Below are 22,890 nucleotides of genomic sequence, written 5' to 3' on the forward strand. Positions count from 1 at the left end.
CATTCGACCAGGCCAGCCGCTCACCCGCTGAACGGCTGTGGGCCCGGTCGCCGATGCGGTCGTGGATACGGCGGCAAAAAACCAAGGAGACAACCATGCTGCACGACCTGCCCGCCCGCCCCGAGACCATCCACTGGGGCTACTTCGATGCCACCCAGGCGCCCGCGCTGACCGTGAAGAGCGGCGACCTGATCCGCGCCGAAGCGGTGACCCACCATGCCGGCGACGCCCCCGACCTGATGATGGACGACGCCATCCGCGAGATCTACCGCAAGGTTCCGCACGACGACCGCCACCCGGGCGTGCACATCATGACCGGGCCGATCTATGTCGAAGGCGCAAAGCCGGGCGACGTGCTGGAGGTGCGCTACCTGCAGATGATTCCGCGCTTCCGCTTCGGCGCCAATGTCGCAGCGAACTGGGGGCAGCTGTACAAGGAGTTCGAGAAGGAACGGGTCACCATCTACGAGCTGGACCAGGCCTCCAACACCGCGCACGCGCTCTACGCCTATGACTATCCCGGCAAGCTGACCATCCCCGGCAAGGTGGTCGACGAGCGCGAATGCTGCCGCCAGCCGGCGCTGGCGGGCGTGCGTGTCCCGGTGCGGCCGCACCTTGGCACCGCCGGCGTCGCGCCCGACGCGCGCGGCCGCGTCACCACGGTCGAGCCGGGGCTGCACGGCGGCAATATCGACAACTGGCGCATCGGCGCGGGCGCCACCATGTATTACCCGGTGCAGGTCGACGGCGCGCTGTTCTCGATCGGCGACCCGCATATCTCGCAGGGCGACGGCGAAGTCAGCGGCACCGCGATCGAGGCTTCGCTCAACGTGCTGTTCCAGATCGTGCTGCGCAAGGACTTCCATTTCCCTTCGCCGCTGCTGGAAACGCCGGACTGCTGGGTGGTGCACGGCTTCCACGAAGATCTCGATGAAGCCGGCAAGAACGCGGCCCGCGACATGATCCACCTGCTGACCGAGCAACAGGGGCTGTCGCGCGACGATGCCTACTCGCTGATGAGCGTGTCGGCGGACTTCGGCGTGACCCAGGTGGTCGATGGCACCCAGGGCATCCACTGCACCATGCCGCGCACCATCTTCCCACCCAAGGCCAGGGGCTGAGCCCACCCATCCACGGAGAACGCGCATGCAATACGTCTACATAGGCCGCAACGAACTGGTGGCGCTGGTGGTCGGGCTGGTCACCGGCACCCTGTATTCCTGGCTCAACCTGCCGATTCCCGCGCCGAATGTCACCGGCGGGATCTGCGCGATCCTGTTCACGTACATCGGCTACCTGATCGTGCACGCGTGGCGCCGGACCATCGCCTTCGGGCGGCCGCCGGCCAGCCACTGAATCGTCGCAATTCATGCGTTGGGGGAATGACATGGTGGAAATCGCATTGGGCAGTACCGAACTGCAGGCCGCGGCCGTTGGCCTGGTCACGGGTCTTCTTTACACTGCGGTACGGGCGCCGATACCGGCCCCGAACGTGCTGGGCGGCATCTTCGCCATCTTCGGCACCTTCGCCGGCTTTGTCCTGGTAGCCGCGATGCGGGGGCAGCTGCTGATCGGCTAAGGCATCGCCGGGCCTTCGCCAGCAACGTTGCGCCGGGGCGGCGGACCGCCATGTCCGCCGCCCCGGCGCTGTGGCAGTCAGACGCCAGGGAGGCTCCATTGCATCTACAGCGTTTTTCCACCGAAGCGTATCCGCGCAACCGGCGCGGCGCGGCATGGCGCGACGAACTCAGGGCCGCGCGCCTGCATTGCGAAAGCCTGTGCGCCGACCACACCCTGCACGGCACGATCCAGTCGCGCACTACGCCCGCCGGCATCGGGCTGACCTGCATCGCGTCGGTGCCGCAGACGCTGGCCATCACCGCCGGCGACGGCCGCGGCCTGATGCTGCTGATGCTGACCGAGGGCGAAGCGCACCTCGCCAGCCCGGACCTGCGCGAGCCGTTGCGTCCCGGCCAGGTGGTCTGCGTACCCGAGCACGCGGCGCGCAAGGTGGCGCTGATCACCGGTTTCCGCCTGCTGATCGTGCATATCGGGCAGGCCTTGCTGCACGCGCGCATCACCGCGCCGTTGCCGCGCTCGGCGCTGGTGCTGGGCGGCGACGCGGCGGAACTGTTCGCGCGCCTGCTGCAATCCATGGCGGCCAGCATCGACACCCTGGTGTGCGCCGACGACCGGGCGGTCCAGCCCTTCGACAGCACCATCGTCGCCTGCCTGGGCGCGGCCCTGGCGGACAACCAGCCGAGCGCGCCGCCGGACATGACGCCGTCGCGCGCGGCGGTGTTCGCCCGGGTCTGCAGCCGCATCGACGCGCGCCTGGCCGAGCCCGAGCTGAGCCTCGCCGCCATCGCCGCCGACGAACACATGTCGGCGCGCTACCTGCAGAAGCTGTTCGAGAAATCCGGCAGCAGCTTTTCCGCCTACCTGCGCACCAGCCGGCTGGAGCGATGCCGCGCCGACCTGGCCAATGCGCAGTACGACAAGCTGTCGGTCTCGGACATCTGCTATCGCTGGGGCTTCAACGATGCTTCGCACTTCAGCCACGCGTTTCGCGAGCAGTTCGGGATTTCGCCGCGCACGTACCGCGAGCAGGCCGCGGGCACGCCCGCGCAGCGGCCGTCGCTGAACGTGTCGCGCGGGCTGCCGGCCGATGCCAGACGCGGTCCCGCGCAACAGCGCGCTGCGGCCCACGACGGCGTGCGCGCGCGCGTGCAGCCCGGCCCGTCCGTGGTGCCCATCACCCAGGCCCGCTCGCACGCGGCGCGTCCGGAAGGCCGGCACCACTGGCTGCAGGCCACCGACAAGACCGTGCACTGGGGCTACCTGAGCCACGAGCTGCCGCCCGTGCTGGAAGTGATGTCCGGTGACACGGTCACCATCGAAACGCTGACCCAGCACGCCTCCGACGACCGCGAGCGCATGATCGACGGCGACCCCGGCGCCGAAAGCGTGTTCCACTGGACCGCCGAGCAGAAGAACGTCGACCGCCGCGGCGCCGGCCCGATCGACGCCTCGGTCTACGGGCGCGGTGCCGGCGAGGGTTTCGGCGTGCATATCTGCACCGGCCCGGTCGCGGTGCGCGGCGCCATGCCCGGCGACGTGCTGGAAGTGCGCATCCTCGACGTGCGCCCGCGCCCGTGCGCCAACCCGCGCTTTGCCGGCCGCGCCTTCGGCAGCAACGCCGCCACCTGGTGGGGCTTCCACTACCGCGACATGCTGACCGAGCCGCGCGAGCGCGAAGTGGTGACGGTGTTCGAGATCGACTGCGAACGCGCCGACGGCCGCGCCCGCGCGGTCTACAGCTTCCGCTGGACGCCGCAGCGCGATCCGTTCGGCGTGCTGCATCCCACCATCGACTATCCCGGCGTGCCGGTCGACCACGACACCATCGTCAAGAACCACGACGTGCTGCGCGATATCGAGATCCCGATCCGTCCGCACTTCGGCGTGATCGCCGTCGCGCCCGCGCAGGACGGCCTGATCGACTCGATCCCGCCGTCCAGCTTCGCCGGCAACCTCGACAACTGGCGCGTCACGCGCGGTGCCAGCGTCTACCTGAAGGTGGCGGTGCCCGGCGCGCTGCTGTCGATCGGCGACCCGCATGCGTCGCAGGGCGATTCCGAGCTGTGCGGCACCGCCATCGAATGCTCGCTGACCGGTGAGTTCCAGCTGATCCTGCACAAGAGCACCATGATCGAACGCGGCGCGCCCTTCGCGGACCTGAGCTACCCGCTGGTGGAAACCGCCGACGAATGGATCCTGCATGGCTTCAGCTCGCCCAACCACCTGACCGAGCTGGGCCAGATGGCGCAGAGCCACATCTACCTGAAGTCCACGCTGGACGACGCCATGCGCGATGCCTTCCGCAAGACGCGCCGCTTCCTGATGACGGTCAAGGGGCTGAGCGAGGACGAGGCGGTGACGCTGATCTCGGTGGCGGTGGATTTCGGCATCACGCAGGTGGTCAACGGCAACTGGGGCGTGCACGCCATCGTCAGGAAGGCGTTGTTTACGCGGTCGTGAGGGCAACCCGGGGCCTGCTGCCGGGCCCTATAGTATTCTCGCGGGTTCCCCGAACCCGTACCACGAGATTGATGCCACACACCGACGACGCGCTGCCCGGGCACGAAGCCTCAGCCATCCATGAACCGCGCCTGTGGCGCGACAAGGGCTGGACCGCCCGCGTCATCAAGAACGAGGATGGCGAAGGCTGGGCGGTCGAGATGATCCGCGACGGCAGCGCCGAGCCGGCGCTGGTCGGCCCCTGGACCATGGGGCGCAACAAGGTCGACCCCAAGCCGCTGGATGCTACCGCGCACCAGACCCTGGTCAAGACCGCCTCGGAAGTGATCCGGCGCCATGAGCAGCAGCTGCACGCGCAGCTGAACAAGCAGGTCAGCATCGAAGCCGAATCTGGCAGCGTGACCGTGAAGCTGGCGATCACGCCCGATGAGTTCGAACCCTTCGGCACGCTGACCGCCGAGGACGCCTTCGGCGAGGTGCTGGCCACCATCAAGGTGCGGCCCGACTTCCGGCTGACGCGCGACAGCGCCGAGCGCTGGGCCGCCAGCGGCTTCGACAAGATTCGCTAGCAAGGACGGTTACTTGCGCATCCGCAACAGCTCGGCGTAGGAAACCAGCTTGGTTTTCTCCTTGGCCAGCGTTTTTGTCCTGGCAGCCGTGCGCTTCGACTGGCCGCGCTCGAATTTGGCGGCGGCGCGTTCGTCTTCGCGCGCGTAGGTGCGCGCGGACCTGGCTTCGGCCTTCAGCCGTTCCGCTTCCAGCCGCGCGGCGCTGCGTTCCTCGCGCGCAATATCCTGCGCGGCCGACATGATTTCGGCCCTCAGCAGGTTCCGCCTCTGCCTGGCGGCGGCACGGGCCGCCTGCAATTCCTCCTTGCGCTGCCGCAGCCAGTCCCTGCGATTGACCGGCGCGGGCCTGGCTTCCGCAGGCACGCTCAGGCGCAAGGCCCGGCTGAGCGAGACCTGGTCGGTCCGCCGCGCGCGCCGCGGCTCTTCCTTCCCTTTACTCACGCTGCATGACTCTCCTGACACCACACGGGTGCCGCCTGCGTCTCGTCCATGGATGTCGTTGAAACCTTCGCCAACCTTACCACAGCGACAAAAGCCGCTTGCTCGGTTTCCATGATTCGAATATAGTCGAATCATGGAAACCGATACCGCCCTCGCCGCGCTTGCCGCGCTCGCCCACTCGATCCGCCTGGCCGTGTTCAGGCTGTTGGTGCAGGCGGGCCCGTCCGGCTTGCCCGCCGGACGGATCGCCGAACTGATGGAGATCCCGGCGTCCTCGCTGTCGTTCCACCTGAAGGAACTGCACCGCGCGGGCTTGCTGACCAGCCGCCAGGACGGCCGTTCGATCATCTACATGGCGCATTTCGACACCATGAACGGACTGCTGGCTTACCTGACGCAGAACTGCTGCGGTGGCAATCCTTGCTCGCCGGTGTCGCCCTGCTCGGTCGCTTCACCGTCCTGATACTTCCTGTACCTGGCCTCATGACTACCAATGTATTGATCCTTTGTACCCACAACTCGGCGCGCAGCGTGCTGGGCGAAGGGATGCTGAACCACCTGGCGCGGCGCGCCGGCCGCGATGTCCGCGCCTATAGCGCCGGCAGCGCGCCCAGCGGCCGGATCAACCCGTTCGCCATCGAAGCGCTCGGCAACGCCGGCGTCGAGGTGGGCGACTTGCGCAGCAAGAGCTGGGACGAGTTCGCCGGCGACGACGCCCCGCCCATGCGTATCGTGATCACGGTGTGCGACAGTGCGGCGGAAGAAGCCTGTCCGTACTGGCCCGGCAGCCCGGTAAAAGTGCATTGGGGCTACCCCGACCCGTCCCGCACGGAAGGCAGTGACGACAACAAGCGCCAGGCCTTCGAGCTGACCCGGCAGGCCATCGCCTACCGCATGCTGCAGCTCTTGCAGCTGCCGCTCGACGACATGAGCAACGCCGACCTGGAACAGGCGCTGCAGCGCCTGGCGCGGAGCTGAACCATGGCCAGCCAGCACGTCGCCGCATCGACCCCGGCCGCCGCCGCGCCGGCCATCGGATTCTTCGAGCGCTACCTGACCATCTGGGTGGCGCTGTGCATCGTCGCCGGCATCGCGCTGGGGCAGATGCTGCCCGGCGTATTCCAGGCCATCGGGCGGATGGAATACGCGCAGGTCAACCTGCCGGTCGGCCTGCTGATCTGGGTGATGATCATCCCGATGCTGGTCAAGATCGATTTCGGCGCGCTGGCGCAGGTTAAATCGCACTGGCGCGGCATCGGCGTGACGCTGTTCATCAACTGGGCGGTCAAGCCGTTCTCGATGGCGCTGCTCGGCTGGATCTTCGTGCGCCACCTGTTCGCGCCGCTGCTGCCGGCCGACCAGATCGACAGCTACGTGGCCGGCCTGATCCTGCTGGCCGCGGCGCCGTGCACGGCGATGGTGTTCGTCTGGAGCCAGCTGTGCAAGGGCGACCCGTACTTCACGCTGTCGCAGGTGGCGCTGAACGATGCCATCATGGTGGTGGCCTTCGCGCCGGTGGTGGCGCTGCTGCTGGGCCTGTCCGCGATCACGGTGCCGTGGGATACGCTGCTCACCTCGGTGGCCCTGTACATCGTGGTGCCGGTGATCCTCTCGCAGGCGCTGCGCAAGATGTTGCTGCGCCGCGGCGTCGGGCATTTCCAGCGCGTGGTCCGGCGCCTGGGGCCGTACTCGATCACCGCGCTGCTGCTGACGCTGGTCCTGCTGTTCGCGTTCCAGGGCAAGGCCATCCTCGACCAGCCGCTGGTGATCGCACTGCTGGCGGTGCCGATCCTGATCCAGGTCTTCTTCAACTCGGGGCTGGCCTACCTGCTGAACCGCAAGCTCGGCGTTGCGCATTGCGTCGCCGGTCCGTCCAGCCTGATCGGCGCCAGCAACTTCTTCGAGCTGGCCGTGGCCACCGCCATCAGCCTGTTCGGCTTCCAGTCCGGCGCGGCGCTTGCCACGGTGGTGGGCGTGCTGATCGAGGTGCCGGTCATGCTGCTGGTGGTGGCCATCGTCAACCGGTCGCAGCATTGGTATGAGGCCGGGGCTCGCTGAAGCACCGGCATGTCAGTAGCGCCCTGCGATGCGCAGGGACGGAGGATGGAATGATCAGGCAGGACCTGCCCAATATCGATACGGCAGTACTGGACACGCCGGACCTGCACAAGCTGGCGCCAGCCCGCACCAGCACGCATGCCCCGCGCATCCTGCTGCTCTACGGCTCGCTGCGGCAAACGTCATACAGCCGGCTGCTGGTGCTCGAGGCCGAGCGGATCCTGCAGCACTTCGGCGCGGAAACCCGCGTATTCGACCCGCACGGCTTGCCGATGTGCGACAGTGTTCCGGCCGACCATCCCACGGTGGTGGAACTGCGCCAGCTTTCCGAGTGGTCGGAAGGCCAGGTGTGGTGCAGCCCGGAGCGCCACGGCACGCTGACGGCGGTATTCAAGAACCAGATCGACTGGCTGCCGCTGGAATTCGGCGGCATCCGCCCCACCCAGGGGCGCACGCTGGCCGTGATGCAGGTCTGCGGCGGCTCGCAATCCTTCAATGCCGTCAATGCGCTGCGGGTGCTGGGACGCTGGATGCGCATGGTGACGATCCCGAACCAGTCGTCGGTGGCCAAGGCATACCAGGAGTTCGATGCCGGCGGCCGCATGAAACCTTCCTCCTACTATGACCGCGTGGTCGACGTCATGGAGGAACTCTACAAATTCACGCTGCTCGTGCGCGACCGCAGCGACTACCTGACCGATCGCTACAGCGAGCGCAAGGAGGCCGCGCCTGCCGCGGCCACGACACTCGCGGCGGCGGCGATGCGTCAAGAGCGGGACGCGCAGGTTGGCGATACCGACAGCGGCGAAGTCGAATAGCGCCTGCGCTGGGCGGTACCGAACTCATCACACGCGCGACGCGGCTGGAATGTTCCCTGCTTGGTGGGGGCAGGGTTAGTCCTCAGGCATGGAGCGGGGGACGATCCTGAGCGCTTGCCGGCATGCATGCCGCGGCGCAAGCGAGCCGTGCCCGACGCCAGCCTGCCGGTCATGCGTGCGATGACGCACAGACCAGAATTCCCCAGCCAGTAATCTCGATGCCATGAACACGCCATCACTTCGAATGGCGTGCGCCGGTCTCTCAGGAGCATCGGATGGATCGATTTTATTTGTTGGACGCCTCGTTCTGCCCGAGCGTCAACCAGGGTCGCACTCCCATTTACTGCAGCTCGCCCGAGCGGGCCGTGGCGTCGCAGATGACCGCCTTCACCGCGGCGCTGCAGGCGTGTACCGGCCAGTCGTTCCACCGCTACGGTGCGCTGCACGATTTCTCGGTACGGGAGTACCGGACATTCTGGCGCTTTTTCCTGCAGTGGTCACAGGGGCTGGCGTGGTCGGGCAGCCCCGAGCCGGTCTGCGTCGGCGACGATTGCGAACATGCGCGCTTCTTCCCGAACCTGCTGCTGAACTATGCGGACAACCTGCTTGGGCTGGAAGTCGCCGGACCCGACGCACCGGCGTTGACCGCCTGCCACGCCGATGGGCGGCGTGAACGCCTGACGCGGGGCGAACTGCGCGAGCGCGTCGCGCGCGCCGCACATGCCTTGTCGCAACTGGGGTTGCGCGAAGGGGACCGCGTGGTCGGCGTGATGCGCAACGACGCCGAAGCCATCGTCGCCGCGCTGGCGGTGACCGCGCTCGGCGCCACGCTGTCGACGGCTGCGGCCGAGATGAGCGTCGAGACCCTGCTCGATCGCTTCGCGCCGCTGGCGCCGCGGCTGCTGCTCGCGCACACCGCGCAGCGCGCCTTCGACACCGGCATCCCGCTGGCGGACAACGTTGCCGGCCTGGCTGCCGCGCTGCCTTCGCTGCAGGGCATCGTCCAGCTCGACGACGGCGCCCTGCCGGCCACCGTCAGCCAGCCGGTCCATGCGCTGGCGGACCTGATCGGCCGTGGCGATGCGCAGCAGTTCTCCTTCCAGCGCTTTCCGTTCAATCATCCGCTCTTCATCATGTTTTCGTCGGGCACCACCGGCAAGCCCAAGTGCATCGTGCACGGCGCCGGCGGCAGCCTGCTGGAGCATCTGAAGGAACATCGGCTGCATAGCGACCTGCGGCCCGGCGACCGCATGTACTTCCACACCACCTGCGCATGGATGATGTGGAACTGGCAGCTGTCGGCGCTGGCGTCCGGGACCGAGATCGTGACCTATGACGGCCCGATCGCCACGGTCGACGCGTTGTGGCGGCTGGTCGCGGACGAGCGCGTCACGGTGTTCGGCACCAGTCCCGCCTACCTGAAGATGTGCGAGGACGCCGGCCTGGTGCCCGGCCAGCAGTTCGACCTGGGCGCACTGCGCGCGATGATGTCGACCGGTTCGGTGCTGTTCGATGCGCAGTTCGAATGGGTGCGCGATCACGTCAAGGCGCTGCCGCTGCAGTCGATCTCCGGCGGCACCGACATCCTCGGCTGCTTCGTGCTGGGCAATCCGAACCTGCCGGTCTATGCGGGCGAAGCGCAGTGCAAGAGCCTGGCGCTCGATGTGCAGGCGTGGGAACACGGCGCGCCCACCAGCGGCATCGGCGAGCTGGTGTGCGCCAACCCGTTCCCGTCGCGGCCGCTGGGCTTCTATGGCGACGTGGACGGCCAGGGCTTCCACAAGGCCTATTTTTCGGCCAACGCGGGGGTCTGGACCCACGGCGACCGGATCGAGTTTCCGCCCGAAGGCACGGCGCGGCTGCATGGCCGTTCCGACGGCGTGCTCAATGTGCGCGGCGTCAATGTCGGGCCGGGCGAGATCTATCGGGTGCTGCGCGATATCCCGGAGATCCGCGAGGCGATGGTGGTCGAGCAGCGCGCGCGCACGGCACCACCGGACCGCACCCGCACGGAGCGATACGACCAGCGCATGGTGCTGCTGCTGGTCTTGCAGGACGGCGTCGCGCTGACCGGCGCGCTGGCCGCGCGCGTGCGCCGCGACCTGGCGCGCCGCGCCTCGCCAACCCATGTGCCCGACCGCATCCTCGCCGTGCCGGCGCTGCCGGTCACCCACAACGGCAAGTTCTCCGAAGCGGCAGCGCGCAACGCGGTCAACGGCATGCCGGTGGGCAACGCCGCGGCGCTGCGCAATCCGGACTGCCTCGACGCCATCCGCAATCATCCGGCCCTGAACTTGGCGGCGCGCGAACTGCCCGCCCCCGGCACGTCGCGGGAGCAGCTCGAACGTCATCTGCAGGCCCTGTGGGAGCGCCTGTTCGACTTCGCCCCGATCGACCGCAACGACAACTTCTTCGACCTCGGCGGACATTCGCTGCTGGCCGCGCGGCTGCTGGCGGACGTGCACCAGTCGACCGGCCGCACGATTCCGCTGGCGACGCTGCTGTTCGCGCCCACCATCGCCGGCCTGGCCGCGGCGATCGACGACGCCGCGTCGCCGCGGCCTTCGCCCAACCTGGTGCCCGTGCGCAGCGGCACCGGCTCGCCGCTGTTCCTGGTGCACGGCGCGAGCGGCTCGGTGATGGAGTGCTGGGGCATGGTCAACGCGCTGCGCACTTCGCGTCCGGTCTACGGGCTGCAGGCACGCGGCCTTGACGGCGAACAGCCGACGCAGCGGCGCGTCGAGGACATGGCGGCCAGCTATATCGAACAGATCCGCAGCCTGCAGCCGAGCGGTCCCTACGCGCTGGCCGGCTACTCGTTCGGCGGGCTGGTGGTGTTCGAGATGGCGCAACAGCTGACGCGCGCCGGCGAGCAGGTCGAGCTGCTGTGCCTGCTCGACACCTATGTCTGCGAGCATTTCCTGCCGTGGCGCACGTGGCTGCGCTACTGCTGGAACTATCCCGGCTGGAAGTTGCGCAAGCTGCGCGCGGTGCCGGCGGCACAGCGCGTGCGCTACCTGAAATACGCGCTGCGCCGGGCCGCGGAAGGTGTCGGCATGCGCCGCGGCGGCATCACCTGCAAGCCCGACGCGTTTAGCGAATCGCTGCCGCCGGCACTGCGGCAGGTGCGCGAGACCATGGTGCGCGCCATGACGACCTATCGGCCGCGGCCGTACCATGCCGGCCCGGTGCTCTATCTGCGCGCCGCGGTCAGGCAGCAGCAGCGCGGCGATCCGCTGTCGCTGTGGCGGCGCGTCGCGCTGGGCGGCCTGACCATTGCCGAGGTGCCCTGCAGCCATTTCGACCTGGTCCTCGAACCCAACCTGCAGGCGGTGGCGGCGATCCTGGACGAAGGGCTGACGGGCGCGTGACGCCGCGGACATGGCACAGCATGCAGCATGATGGCCTTGCCGCACGGGGCACGGGCGCTGCCGCGCCGTTCGTGCTGCCGCAACCGGAGCGCCTCGCGTTGCCGGACGGCGCGGTACAGGTATGGAGGCTGGATGACGCGCAGGTCGATCCGGCATGCACGCTGGCCCATACGCTTGCGCCGGACGAGCGCGCACGCGCCCTGGCCTACCGGCACGCCAGGCACTGCAATGGCTATATCGCCCGGCGCGGGCTGCTGCGCTGGCTGGTCGGCGGCTACCTGCATTGCCAGCCCGAAGCGCTGCGCTTGGCTGTGTCGCCATTCGGCAAGCCGGTGCTGCAATGGCCGCAGACGGGGCTGGCCTTCAGCGTGGCGCACACCGACGGCCTGGCGCTGCTGGCCTTCGCCCGGGATTGCCGCCTCGGCGTGGACGTGGAGCGGCGTGCCGGTGGCGTTGCCGGTGGCGTAAACGCAGCGGACGTCCCGGGATTTGGACGCGGCATATTTTCCGCGCAGGAAGCGCAGGTCCTGGCGCGCGCGCGGCCCGCTTCGGCCGAGGCGCTGCTAAGCATCTGGACGCGCAAGGAAGCGCTGCTGAAAGCGCTCGGCACCGGCCTCTCGGTCGATCCCACCGCGTACACGACGGAAGACGACTGGCGGCGCGGCGCAGGCCATTGGCGGGCTTCGCGCGATGGCATCCCCATGTCCGGCTGGACCTGCCTGGACCTGGATGCCGGTGCCGGGTTCCGGGCGGCGCTGGCCGTATCGCTGCCAGACGCAAGCGTCGCGTGGCACCGCTGCTGACCGGTGCTGCCGCTGGGCAAGGGTCCGGCCCCGTAACACGTTACGTTACACGTAACGCCTGCCGCCCTGATGCCAGCCATGCGCGCGGGCCGGTCCGCATGGGCCGCCCCGGCGCAAACCCGCGGCCCGCCTGGGTCGTGGCGCTGACCGGGAGCGCAGGCCCGGGCCCTGCCGGAGTTGGCATCCCCTTTGCTGATTCCGGTGAAAAGCGTTGGCCACGAAGCCAATGCCGGATAACCGGAGCAAGCAATGAGCTGGACTAACCGTGGAGCGCCGCCCTCGGCGCAGGTGCTGGAGTGCGGCGGCGAGGCACATGCCGTGGTCATCGACGACATGCCGATGTACCGGCACGGCATCACGCGCCTGCTCGGCGAGATGCCGGGCATCGGCCGGGTGGAACCGGTGGAGACCGAGGCCCTGGCGGCGCGCAACCTGCGCTTGCCGGCGCCGGCGCTGCTGGTGTTCGGCATGCCGCCGGACCTGGCCGACGGCTGGAACCAGCTGCGGGTGGCCAGCCTGGTGCTGCGCCCGCGGCGCCTGCTGCTGATCTCGGACAATATGTGGCTGCGCCTGCCGCCCGGCCTGGATGCCCGCTTTGCCCGCACCCTGTGCCGCTCGGCATCGCTGGCAACGATCGAACGGGACGTGCGCGCGCTGCTGGACCTGCCGCTCGCCGCGCCGGCCCGGCCGGAGCCGGACGCCATGCCGACCGGCTTCCGGCGTCCCTTCCACGCGTTCGCGTAAGACGCGGCGATCCGCGCCTATCGCGCCGGCGAGATCCTGTGCACCTGCGCCGTGGCACCGCTGCTGCGGCGCGCGAACGTGCCTGCGTTCTCGTTCTCACCGTAGAAGAACGTCGGGGCGGGGGCGAGATGCCTCAGGAACGGCTGGAACTCCCGGCTGCCGATGCAGATCTTGGACCGCTCCGAGGCCGCGCCCAGCAGCACCTCCCTGGCCGCGCGGTCGGCCCTGTCCATGCCCACGGCGCGTGCGCGCTGGTCGGTCAGGTCGTCGTCGACCAGCACATAGCGCCCCGGCAGCAGGTGCGACAGCATGAAATCGCTCAGCGCTTCCTGGACCGATATCGACAGGCCGAACAAGCGCCGCGGCATGTTGGCGGGATTGATGCCGCCCCAGTCATAGGTGCCGCCCTCGCGGTTGCGGCGCGGATTCACGGTGAACTTCGACGACATCGTTCCGATCGCCATGACGTGCACCTCGGCAGGCGATCGCAGCAGGGAATACTGCGCTTCATGCACGGCCAGCAGGCCCGGCGCATTGGCGTAAAGGCCGCCGTCGACGAACTGATTATGGTTGAACGTGTAGCGCGCGAAGTATGCCGGCGCGGCACTGGTCGCCATCGCGATATCCGCGATGCGGAACTTGTGGTCGCGCTTGAAATTGACGTGGTGCGGCGTCTTGAATATCTGCGGCCGACCGGTGGAGTAATTGATCGCGGGTATGACTACCCGGTGCGCGCAGGCGCCCAGCAGGCGTTCGCCGAACAGATGCTCGGCGCACAACAGTTCCAGCAGCCGGCGCGACCCGAATGGGGCGCGCCAGATGCCGGCAAGCGACCAGCGCCGCTGGAAGATCTGCTCGCCGTGCTGCGTCAGCAGGTCCACGATGCGGCTTGCCGGCAGCTCCAGCGCCAGGGCGAGCGCAATGACGCCGCCGATCGAAGTCCCCGCGATCAGGTCGAACCGGGTCGCGATCGGGGCCCCGATTTCCTCCTCGAAGTCGGCAAGCAGCCTGGCCGTGTACAGCCCGCGAAAGCCGCCGCCCGAGAGCGCAAGGATCTGAAACCGGTCCGGAGCCGACTCGTCCAAGGATTCCCCCTGCTGCCGAATGAACTGTCGTCGCACGGCCGCAAACCCACGTCGAGGTCTCGTGCCAACGCAGCCCGCCCGCGTGCCATGCGCATCCATACTAGGCGACGGATGCGTGTTTTTACAGAAACGGCGCGGGCGATGTAGCCCGATCATGCAGGCAATTAGACGGCGTTTCATTCTGATTTGCGCGACGGCACTGTCCTGGGCCATCGGCTCCGCTCCCGCGCGTCGCACCGCGAAGCGAACGCCAGGACCGGCATGCGCGACCATCCATGCGATGATGGCCACGTCCCGGCCAGCCTCGCCTCCAATGCCCGACCGCATCCCACGCTCGTCCCCGGTGCAGCGCGCGCTCTCCATCCTGCGCGCGCTTTCCGATCCGCAGGTGCGGCGCCTTTCCGATGTCGCCCGCGCCACCGGGCTCGACCCGGCAACGACATCGCGCCTGCTGGAGATGCTGGTCGCGGAAGGATTCGCCACGCGCGATGCCCGGCGTCGCTTCGGCATCGGCGCCGAGGTTTTCCAGCTTGCCGACGTGGCCCAGCGCCGCGTCGACCTGCGCGCGCTCGCCCGGCATAGCCTGGAACGGCTGGTGGAGGAATTCGGGGACACCGCAGTACTGACCGAAGCCAGCCGCGGCGAATCGGTCTGCACGCATATCGAGCTGGGCACCTATGCGATCCGTGCCAACTATGTCGAGGTCGGCACGCGCCGGCCCTTGGGCGTGGGCGCGGGCAGCATGGCGGTGCTGGCATGGTTGCCGGCGGCTGAGCGGACCAGGCGGTTGCAGCACACCTCGCGCCGGCTCGCGGCCTATCCGCGGCTGACGCCGGAACTGATCGCCAGAGAGGCTGAAGCCGCGCGCGAGCGCGGCCATGTGATGTTCCTCGATTGGGTGGTCGAGCATATGGGCGGCATCGCGGTGCCGATTCTCGACTACGAAGGACAGCCGCTCGGCGCGCTCAGCATTGCCGCGCTGAGCGAGCGTCTGCGCGCGCGCGAAGCCCGTCTTGCCAGGCGCCTGAAGGATGAGGCGCGCCGCATCAGCAGTGCCTGGACCCGGCGCGCCGGGCCGCGCTAGCGCTTCAGGGCGGCGGCCCGCGCAGCAGGCCGGCGAGCGTATCGGGAATGTCCAGTTCGAAGCGCAGCACCGCGCTGGCCAGCGCCTTGCCGTAATTGTCGAGCGCCAGGCTGCGCGATACCCCGCCGCCCAGCGCGCCGTGCGCGACAAAGTTCAGCACCTGCAGGCCGTCGACGGCATAGCGCTCCACCTCTCCCGTGATCACGCCGCCGAACATGGCCTTGAACGCCGGCGCGGTGAGCTGCGCTTTCAGGTAAGGATAGAACGCCGGGTCATAGGCAATCACGGCCGTATTCGAGGTGTTGCCCTTGTCGCCCGACCGGGTATGCGCGACGCGCCGCAAGCAAACGATCATGGCTCGCCCTCAAAGAAAGTGGATACAGGACTCGACCTGCGCGCGCGGCACCAGTGCCGACCACACCCCGATGATTTCGCGCGTGCGGTCCTGGTGCGGCACGCGCTTGCCGGTCGACGCCAGCCCGCAAACCGCCATGCTGTCGATCTCGCGGCCGACCTTGGCGGCCTCTTCGCGCGTGCGGGTGCGCGCGGCCACGCGCACGGCAATCTCGTTCGGCTCGCATGGCGGCACCGGCGACGCGGCGCCATGGATGGCATTGACCCCGAGGAAGTCGATGCGCAGTTCTTCCGCCTGCAGGTTCGCCAGCGCAAAGCGCCGCTCCAGGATGACGCGCGCCAGCTCCGCCTTGGCCAGGCAGCCGGGCCCGGCATAGAAGAACATGTCCTCGCCGATAAAGCCTTCGGTACAGCCCAGCGACACCTTCAGCGTGCCGGTGCGCGGCGCGCCGCGCACGCCGCTGATGCGCACCTGGTCCGGCGCGACCTGCTCGAGCGCGGCGGTGGTGAAATCCACCACCACGTCCGGCGTGATATAGCGGGCGGGGTCATGCACCTCGTAGAACATCTGCTCCTTGATCGTCTGCAGGTCGATGCGGCCGCCGGTGCCAGCCACCTTGCCGATCACCGCATTGCCATCCGCATCGATCTCGGCGATGGGAAACGCCAGGTTCCACGGCTCGGGCACATCCTTGTAGCCTGGATCGCCGAAGTACCCGCCCGTTGCCTGCGCACCGCATTCGAGCAGATGGCCGATGGCGCTGCCGCGCGCCAGCAGGTCCACGTCGCGCGCATAGTCCCAGCCAAAGGCGTCGATCATCGGCGCGAGAAACAGCGATGGATCGGCCACGCGGCCCGTCACGACGATTTGCGCGCCCTGCTCCAGCGCCCTGACGATGGGCAGCGCGCCCTCGTAGGGCTCGGCGGAAATCAGCGTACCGCGCAGCGAGGCGACCGGCGCCCCGCTCTCGAGCAGCGCGAGATCCTGGTCGCAGATCGTCGGCGTGAGGTCGGTGGTGGTGATGGCGGCGATGCGGGGCATCGGCAGCCCCAGCTCCGCGCAGATCTCTGCGATGCGGCGGGCCGCGCCAAGCGGATGGATCCAGCCCTGGTTGCTGATGATGCGCGTGCCATTGGCCAGGCAATGCGGCAGCACCGCGCGCATGCGCTCGTCCAGGTAGGTGTCGTAGCCGGCGAAGGCGGGATCGCGCCGCTTGCGCACTTGCGCCGCCGAGACTGTCGCCTCGGCCATGGTCTCGAAGCACAGGTAGTCGAGCCGGCCCAGGCGCGCGCTGAGGGCGGCCGGTTCGACGCGGTCGCCCCACCAGCCGGAGCCGGAGCCGACGCGCAGCGTTGTCTTGGTCATTGGCATTGTTGGTAAGTCGGAGGCTACCTTACTGGGGCTGGATGCCGGCCTGGCGGATCACGCGCGACCACTTGTCGTGGTCCGCACGGATGATCGCCGCGAAGGCGGCGGGGGTGTCGCCGCCCGGCATGGCGCCGAGCTGCTCGATGCGCTGGCGCACCGCCGGCTCGGCCAGCACGCCGGCCGCCGCCTTCTGCAGCCGCGCGACGATCTCCGGGGGCGTGCCGGCGGGCGCGAGCAGGCCAAACCAGGAATTCACCACGTAGCCGGGCAGGCCGGATTCCTGCACCGTCGGCACGTCGGGCAAAACGGGCGAGCGTTGCGGGCTTGTCACGGCGAGGGCTTTGACCTTGCCCGCGCGGATCTGTGCCAGCGCCGAAGGCAGGTTGTCGAACATCAGTTCGACCTGCCCGGCCAGCAAGTCCGTCATCGCGGGCGCCGCGCCCTTGTACGGTACATGCTGCATCGTGACGCCGGCCATGCTGACAAGCAACTCGCCCGACAGGTGCGGCGAGCCGCCGGTGCTGGTCGACGCGTAGTTGATGCGCCCCGGCTCCCTCTTCGCCAGCGCGATCACGTCCGCCACCGATCGCACCGGCTGCGACGCATTGGTCAGCAGCACATTGGGCGAGTTGGCTACCAGCGTCACCGGCGCGAAGTCCTGCGCCGCGTCATAGGGCATGCGCGCGTACAGGTAGGCGTTGGTCACCTGCGTGCCAAGCGTGCCCATCAGCAGCGTATAGCCGTCGGGCGCGGCGCGCGCCACCGCTTCCGCGCCGAGGTTGCCGCCCGCCCCCGAACGGTTCTCCACCACGACACTCTGTCCGAGCACCTCGCCGAGCCGGGCACCGACCACGCGCGCCAGGATATCGGTGGTGCCGCCGGGCGTGAATGGCACCACCAGCCGCAGCGGCCGCGCCGGATATTCCGCCGCGCCTGCCGCCTGCGCCAACGGCAGACAACACATCGCGACCACCAGCGCCAGCCGGCGCAGTCCTTTCGTCCGCATTGCTGTCTCCTCGCACCGCGCCGTCAGGTCCAGCGCAGTTTCGCCTGATGAAGGTCTTGTGCGAGCGATGTTAGGCAGCCGCTGGAAACACAGTCAAACTTTTGCGGCGGATTTTCATTGAATGAAAATGCGTGCTCCGGAACTGAAGCGTCGAGGCTGCGCTCGTGCGCTCCGCGGAAAATCCGGCCGCCACCGGGGTGACCCACGCGCCGCAGCGCAAGGCACCGATTTTTCTAAGCTCGCCGTCCAAAAAGTTTCACTTCCGTTGTAAATCGCAAGCTGTAACCATGCACCCAACTCTGTCCCCGGCCCGCACGGATGGGGAACGCGCGCGGCGGTGGCACCGCCGTTTCCCAAATCACGCCAGCGACGGATGACCATGGTGTTCTTGCTGATGCGGCGGCTGTTTGCGGTGGCCCTGCTGCTGTGGCTCGGTATCGCCGCGGTGCGGGCCGCGCCGGATCCCGCCGCCGAAGCGAATGCCGCGCCGGTCGAACTCCGCCTGATGAACCGCCCGATCGTGGTGCTGCGCGCAACGCTGGCCGGCGTAACGCCTGAATTACGCGAGCGGCGCGCGCGCGACCGCTTCGAAGCGCTGCCCCCGTCCGCGCTGCTGCAACCCGTGCGCACCAGCCCCGGCGAGCTCGCCGGGCAGCATGGAGTCGCCATCTACATCGGCGAGCGGCTGCTGCTTGCCGTGGTCGAAGGCGACCGCGATCCCGAGGACAAGGGCTCGTTCGAGGCGCTGGTCGGGCAGACGGTCGACAACGTCAACCAGGCTGTGGCCGCCCGCCGCCAGCAGCAGCACTGGCCCACGCTGGTTCGCGGCGTCCTGCGCTCGGGTGGCGCGCTGGCAGTCGTGGTATTGCTCGGCTGGGCCCTGACCAAGACCCGGCGGTTGCTGGGGCGTCTGGTGGATGCCTCGCTGCAACGGCATCTGAAGGCGCGCACCGCCGACGGATTCGACTGGACCGCCGCACTCTACCAGCTGACCGACCGCATCGTACGCATCCTGGCGGTGGCGCTGTTCGCGCTGGTCGCCTTTGTCTGGCTGGAATTCGCGCTGCTGCAGTTTCCGCTGACGCACCCGCTCGGCGAGCGCATGGGCGCGTACCTCTGGCGGCTGCTCGAAGGGATCGGCGGCGCCATGGTCAGCGCCATCCCGGGCTTGCTGGTCGTCGCCATCATCCTGTTCATTACGCGTGGCGTGCAGGCAGTGGTCGCCAGCGTGTTCACGGCCACCGAGCGCGGCAACCTCACGGTGCCCGGCCTGCATCCCGAGACGGTGCCGGCGACGCGCCGCCTGGCCGCGGTGCTGGTGTGGGCGCTTGGCTTCACCTTTGCCTACCCGTACATTCCCGGATCACAGAGCGACGTGTTCAAGGGAGTGTCCGTGCTGCTCGGCTTCATGCTGACGCTGGGCTCGGCCAATGTCGTGAACCAGCTGATGAGCGGCATGGTGCTGGTGTACGCGCGCGCGCTGCGCGTGGGCGACATGGTCAGCATCGGCGATACCGTGGGATGGGTCGAGAGCCTGGGTCCTCTCTCGGTCAGGCTGGTCAACCTGCGGCAGGAGCAGGTCACGCTGCCGAACGCCGTGGTGGTCGGCAGCGCTGTGCACAACTATTCGCGCTCCGGGGACATCAACGGGGGCAGTGCGGCCCTGCTGTCGTCGGCGGTGACGATCGGCTATGACACGCCCTGGCGCCAGGTCCATGCGATGCTGCTCAATGCCGCGCGCCAGGTGCCCGGGCTGGACCCGGCAACCGCGCCCTTCGTGCTGCAGCGCGGGCTGTCGGACTTCTACGTCGAATACGAGCTGTTCTTCGCCATCGAAGACCCGCGCCGCCGCTTCTTCGCCCTGTCCACGCTGCATGCCGCGATCCAGGACGAGTTCAATCGCCACAACGTCCAGATCATGTCGCCGCATTTCGTGCTGCAGCCGAAGGAACCGGTGATGGTACCGGCGGAACAGTGGCATGCTCCCCCCGCCACGCCCCCCGTGCAGCAGCGCAGCGACGGCTGAGTCGCCCGCGCCATCACAACCTGACGATTGAAGATGCTCCAGCGCTTCTCTGGCCAGGCCTGGCAACTGCTTGCCAGCCGGCCGCATCGCTTCGTCGTGGTGGCGTTCTCGCTGTCTGTCGTGCTGCTGTTGCTGCTGCTGTGGCGAGGGCTGCAGCTGTCGCAGGACCGCGAAATCGAAACCCTGCGGCATATGCAGGCGGTGCGCGCACAGAGCATGGATGCGCTGCTGCAGCGCGAAGCCGAGCGTTTGCTCAGCGTGAGGAATTTTGCGCAGCACCTGCTGCAAATCCACGCCACGGCGCCGGGCGCGTCGGATGCCGACCTGCGCGCTACCCTGGCGCATCGCGACCAGCCGGCATGGCCTGTGCCCGCGCATGACGCGGCGGCGGTCTACGGCGTCAGCGCCGCGGCGCTGCGCGGCGTGGACGGCTTCGCCCGAGACGAAGCGCGGCTCGAGGCCGACGTGGTGGTGGCCCGCTCGCTCAGCCACCTGCTGAGCGCGGCGCCAGAGGGATCCGGGATACGCCGGCGCATTGCCTATGTTTCGCGCAACGGCGTGCTAACGGCCTACCCTTCGATACCGCAACAGCAGGTCGTGTCCGCCGTGCAGCGCCTGGCGGCCGCGCCCTACTTCCGTGACAGCCTTCCCTCGCGCAATCCCGGCCGGGCCGTGCAATGGCGCATCGCCCCGGCCACGGTCGAGCGCGAGCAGGTTTCACTGTTCCTGAGCGTGCCGGTCTATGCCGACGGGGATTTCCGCGGCGTGGCCATGCTCGAACTGCCCCAGCGCAGTCTCGACGACCAGCTCAGCAGCGCACCTTTCCACGAGTCCAGCAGCTACCTGGTCGATCGCGAAGGCCGGCTCATCGGCGCCAGCACGCGCAACGTGCGTGCCGGCGAAACCCTGCAGGCGGCGCTCTCCGGACCGTGGCCCGCCGCCACGCTCGATGCGGTCTTCCATGCCGACTCCGGCCTGCTGAACGGCGTAGGCGGCGCAAGTGGCGCAGGCGGCAGCGACCTGATGTTCCGCCGGCTCCGCCAGGGCGGCCTGGCACTGGTCGACGAGATTCCGGTGAATCAGCTGTGGCTGGCCAGCGCCGTACGGCTGAGCGGCGTCATTGGCGCGGGCGCCGCCGCGCTGGGCATCCTGCTTTGCGCCACGCTGGCGGTGGTGCACAGCCTGTTCCGGCACTATCTGGCGCGCGGCGAGGCGCTGCGCACGCTGGCGGAAACCGACGCCCTGACCGGGCTGGCCAACCGCCGTGTCTTCGCCGCGCGGTTCGCGGCGGAGCCGCTGCCAATCGCCGTGGTCATGCTGGACATCGACCATTTCAAGTCCATCAACGATCGCTGGGGACATGCCAGCGGCGACGTGGTGCTGCGCGCGGTGGCGGATGCGCTGCGCTCGGGCGTGCGCAAGGCCGACCTGCCCGCACGCCTTGGCGGCGAGGAGTTTGCCGTCCTGCTGCCCGGCACCGGCGTCGACGATGCCGCCGCGGTGGCCGGGCACCTGCGACAGCGACTGGAGGGCCTGCGCTGCGAGCCGGCGCCCCACGCGGGCAGTACCGAACCCATCCGCTTTACCGCCTCGTTTGGCGTGGCCGGGCTCGCGCCCGGGGATCATGGCAATCTCGATGCGCTGCTGATAGCTGCCGACCGGCGCTTGTATCAAGCCAAGGCCAACGGCCGCAACCAGGTGGTGGCGCGGTAGCGGGCAGCGTTTGCGAATCACGCAGGCTTAAAGAGCTTATAAGGTGTACTAATCAATCCGGCATTGCAATCTTGACGACAATGATGGCCTTATGACACCAGCGCGCGCGTCCGCGCGCCTGGGCATGGCACCGTGCCATGGTCTTCACAAGGAGTTCCCTTTCGAGCGACGCGGCCGCCAGGTGAACGTGCGCGTGGACGGCCCGCTGATTCTCAATACCACGCAGCCCCAGGTGGACGCGGCGCTGGCCGGGCTGGGCTTCACACTGCTGCCGGAGGATGAACTGATGCCGCATATCGAAGCCGGCCGGCTGGTGCGCGTGCTGGAGGACTGGTGTCCGAAGTTCAATGGCTACCATTTGTACTACCCCAGCAGGCGGCAGCCGTCGCCGGCGTTTGCGTTGGTGGTGCAGATGTTGCGTCGGTAGGGGAGCGATTTTCCTAACTGTCGAAAACCCTACGATAACGTCCGTGACCTTTGGGTTCGCGGCGGGTCGCTGTACCCATGCCTGCCAGTACCGCCTCTGTGCTCGTTCCATCGATAGCGCACAGATTCGCAGCATCAGCGTCCGTCATCAGCACTGCTCTCGACCAGATATTCTGCGGTCATTGTCGTCGCGGTCTTAAAGTATCCACACCGTACATCACGCGTCGTGGCATTAAAACTGAGCTCATACCAGCCGGGCTGAAAAGCGCTCATTGTCGCTCCTTCGGGTATAAGGGCATCTGCTCCGGGGGAAGGGATGGTGAATCGTCGGGACTTACCTGAAGTGCACGGTGTACCTCCCGAGAACGAGCACGAGCTTCCGCCTCGCTTGCCGCGCCCCGCCATGGTTCGAAATGAAAGTCCGGTGGCATTACCGGATAGTCGGGACCGGGATAGTCGGAATGACCTGACATGAAATTCGAGATAATTATTCGAATTTTCCCTTCAGGTAGAAAGTGAATTTGAACGGTACCCGGCTCATCGTACTTTTCTATTGAAACAATAGCCTCATGCCATTTTCCTACTGCCGCATCGCCCGTCGCATTGGGATCCGAACTCGAGGTCGTCCAGCGTACCGTTGCAGTCAGCCCCTGATGCCACTTCCTTGGGTAGGTCACGCAACAAACAAAGCCCCCACCACCGCCATAAGCGAAGGAATTTCCTCCCCACGCATCGTTGATGTAGAACTGATGAATATAGTCGGGGGTATGATTGTAGGCAGTGATACTTGAAGCAGTCATATCATCCGCCCGCCCCTCTCCCTTGCCGCAAGCCGAAGCCATAATGGTCAGTGCTGCCAAGATAACCGCTATTAGTGTTGCGCGCTTCTGCTCCATGCTATTTCTGCTTTTTACGTTCTGTCATATGCCTAGCTCGCGCGCGCATGCAAATGCTTCCCCGTATGTTCACCGTGTTTCCGGAC

General features: G+C 67.9%; 21 protein-coding genes and 1 pseudogene. 16 read left to right on the forward strand and 6 right to left on the reverse strand.

Going from position 1 to position 22,890, the window contains the following annotated elements:
• Positions 1-95: 95 nt before the first annotated feature.
• From GA0116996_RS13720 to GA0116996_RS13740, 5 genes are all read left to right on the forward strand, one after another.
• Positions 96-1,121 carry an acetamidase/formamidase family protein gene (locus tag GA0116996_RS13720; RefSeq protein WP_092312190.1) on the forward strand — a complete coding sequence of 342 codons (1,026 nt, stop codon included), beginning with the start codon at positions 96-98 and terminating at the stop codon, positions 1,119-1,121.
• 25 nt (positions 1,122-1,146) lie between these two features.
• Positions 1,147-1,356, forward strand: a complete 210-nt coding sequence (locus GA0116996_RS13725; RefSeq protein ID WP_092312193.1) for a XapX domain-containing protein — start codon at positions 1,147-1,149, stop codon at positions 1,354-1,356.
• Positions 1,357-1,387: 31 nt separating this feature from the next.
• A complete protein-coding gene (locus GA0116996_RS13730) occupies positions 1,388-1,579 on the forward strand; it encodes a DUF1427 family protein (protein WP_012355164.1) in 192 nt (63 codons plus the stop codon).
• A 98-nt stretch (positions 1,580-1,677) separates the two neighbouring features.
• Positions 1,678-4,041: an acetamidase/formamidase family protein gene (locus GA0116996_RS13735; protein ID WP_425248313.1), complete on the forward strand. Its 2,364-nt coding sequence runs from the start codon at positions 1,678-1,680 to the stop codon at positions 4,039-4,041.
• Between the two features lie 71 nt (positions 4,042-4,112).
• Positions 4,113-4,610 (forward strand): hypothetical protein, encoded by a 498-nt coding sequence (locus tag GA0116996_RS13740; RefSeq protein WP_092312199.1) that lies wholly within the window; start codon positions 4,113-4,115, stop codon positions 4,608-4,610.
• Positions 4,611-4,619: 9 nt separating this feature from the next.
• On the opposite strand, the gene GA0116996_RS13745 is transcribed toward GA0116996_RS13740, so the two are convergent.
• The gene (locus GA0116996_RS13745; protein ID WP_092312202.1) at positions 4,620-5,051 is read right to left on the reverse strand and encodes a hypothetical protein; all 432 of its coding nucleotides are present in this window, start codon (positions 5,049-5,051) and stop codon (positions 4,620-4,622) included.
• A gap of 133 nt (positions 5,052-5,184) precedes the next feature.
• On the opposite strand from GA0116996_RS13745, the gene GA0116996_RS13750 reads away from it, so the two are divergent.
• From GA0116996_RS13750 to GA0116996_RS13780, 7 genes are all read left to right on the forward strand, one after another.
• Positions 5,185-5,514, forward strand: a complete 330-nt coding sequence (locus GA0116996_RS13750) for an ArsR/SmtB family transcription factor (protein ID WP_092312205.1) — start codon at positions 5,185-5,187, stop codon at positions 5,512-5,514.
• A gap of 20 nt (positions 5,515-5,534) precedes the next feature.
• Entirely contained in the window at positions 5,535-6,029 is a 495-nt protein-coding gene (locus GA0116996_RS13755; protein ID WP_092312208.1) for an arsenate reductase ArsC, read from the forward strand.
• A 3-nt stretch (positions 6,030-6,032) separates the two neighbouring features.
• Positions 6,033-7,109: an ACR3 family arsenite efflux transporter gene (gene arsB, locus GA0116996_RS13760; RefSeq protein ID WP_092312211.1), complete on the forward strand. Its 1,077-nt coding sequence runs from the start codon at positions 6,033-6,035 to the stop codon at positions 7,107-7,109.
• Positions 7,110-7,162: 53 nt separating this feature from the next.
• Positions 7,163-7,927 carry an arsenical resistance protein ArsH gene (gene arsH, locus GA0116996_RS13765; protein ID WP_092312326.1) on the forward strand — a complete coding sequence of 255 codons (765 nt, stop codon included), beginning with the start codon at positions 7,163-7,165 and terminating at the stop codon, positions 7,925-7,927.
• Between the two features lie 275 nt (positions 7,928-8,202).
• Entirely contained in the window at positions 8,203-11,298 is a 3,096-nt protein-coding gene (locus GA0116996_RS13770; RefSeq protein WP_092312214.1) for an acetoacetate--CoA ligase, read from the forward strand.
• 20 nt (positions 11,299-11,318) lie between these two features.
• Complete coding sequence (locus GA0116996_RS13775) at positions 11,319-12,101, forward strand: 4'-phosphopantetheinyl transferase family protein (protein WP_092312217.1); 783 nt, start codon at positions 11,319-11,321, stop codon at positions 12,099-12,101.
• Between the two features lie 249 nt (positions 12,102-12,350).
• Positions 12,351-12,845: a helix-turn-helix domain-containing protein gene (locus tag GA0116996_RS13780; protein ID WP_092312220.1), complete on the forward strand. Its 495-nt coding sequence runs from the start codon at positions 12,351-12,353 to the stop codon at positions 12,843-12,845.
• A 17-nt stretch (positions 12,846-12,862) separates the two neighbouring features.
• Here GA0116996_RS13780 and GA0116996_RS13785 read toward each other — a convergent pair whose 3' ends face one another.
• On the reverse strand, positions 12,863-13,930 hold the full coding sequence (locus GA0116996_RS13785; RefSeq protein WP_092312223.1) for a CBASS cGAMP-activated phospholipase: 1,068 nt from the start codon (positions 13,928-13,930) through the stop codon (positions 12,863-12,865).
• A 313-nt stretch (positions 13,931-14,243) separates the two neighbouring features.
• Here GA0116996_RS13785 and GA0116996_RS13790 point away from each other — a divergent pair, with 313 nt between their 5' ends.
• Complete coding sequence (locus GA0116996_RS13790) at positions 14,244-15,014, forward strand: IclR family transcriptional regulator (RefSeq protein WP_092312226.1); 771 nt, start codon at positions 14,244-14,246, stop codon at positions 15,012-15,014.
• A 4-nt stretch (positions 15,015-15,018) separates the two neighbouring features.
• Here GA0116996_RS13790 and GA0116996_RS13795 read toward each other — a convergent pair whose 3' ends face one another.
• Genes GA0116996_RS13795 through GA0116996_RS13805 form a run of 3 tightly spaced genes read right to left on the reverse strand, consistent with a single transcriptional unit; the run spans position 15,019 to position 17,743 of the window.
• Complete coding sequence (locus tag GA0116996_RS13795; RefSeq protein ID WP_092312229.1) at positions 15,019-15,369, reverse strand: AtuA-related protein; 351 nt, start codon at positions 15,367-15,369, stop codon at positions 15,019-15,021.
• A gap of 9 nt (positions 15,370-15,378) precedes the next feature.
• Complete coding sequence (locus GA0116996_RS13800; RefSeq protein WP_092312232.1) at positions 15,379-16,734, reverse strand: acyclic terpene utilization AtuA family protein; 1,356 nt, start codon at positions 16,732-16,734, stop codon at positions 15,379-15,381.
• Positions 16,735-16,762: 28 nt separating this feature from the next.
• Positions 16,763-17,743 carry a Bug family tripartite tricarboxylate transporter substrate binding protein gene (locus tag GA0116996_RS13805; RefSeq protein WP_092312234.1) on the reverse strand — a complete coding sequence of 327 codons (981 nt, stop codon included), beginning with the start codon at positions 17,741-17,743 and terminating at the stop codon, positions 16,763-16,765.
• 373 nt (positions 17,744-18,116) lie between these two features.
• On the opposite strand from GA0116996_RS13805, the gene GA0116996_RS13810 reads away from it, so the two are divergent.
• From GA0116996_RS13810 to GA0116996_RS13820, 3 genes and pseudogenes are all read left to right on the forward strand, one after another.
• Positions 18,117-19,769 carry a mechanosensitive ion channel family protein gene (locus tag GA0116996_RS13810; protein WP_244159851.1) on the forward strand — a complete coding sequence of 551 codons (1,653 nt, stop codon included), beginning with the start codon at positions 18,117-18,119 and terminating at the stop codon, positions 19,767-19,769.
• 33 nt (positions 19,770-19,802) lie between these two features.
• A complete protein-coding gene (locus tag GA0116996_RS13815) occupies positions 19,803-21,482 on the forward strand; it encodes a diguanylate cyclase (protein ID WP_092312332.1) in 1,680 nt (559 codons plus the stop codon).
• 160 nt (positions 21,483-21,642) lie between these two features.
• Positions 21,643-21,909 (forward strand): annotated as a pseudogene (locus tag GA0116996_RS13820) (LysR substrate-binding domain-containing protein); the annotation flags it as partial.
• A 268-nt stretch (positions 21,910-22,177) separates the two neighbouring features.
• Here the strand turns inward: GA0116996_RS13820 and GA0116996_RS13825 are convergent.
• Positions 22,178-22,804 (reverse strand): DUF3304 domain-containing protein, encoded by a 627-nt coding sequence (locus tag GA0116996_RS13825; protein ID WP_092312237.1) that lies wholly within the window; start codon positions 22,802-22,804, stop codon positions 22,178-22,180.
• Between the last annotated feature and the right edge of the window lie 86 nt (positions 22,805-22,890).

Source organism: Cupriavidus alkaliphilus (assembly GCF_900094595.1).
GTDB lineage: Bacteria > Pseudomonadota > Gammaproteobacteria > Burkholderiales > Burkholderiaceae > Cupriavidus > Cupriavidus alkaliphilus.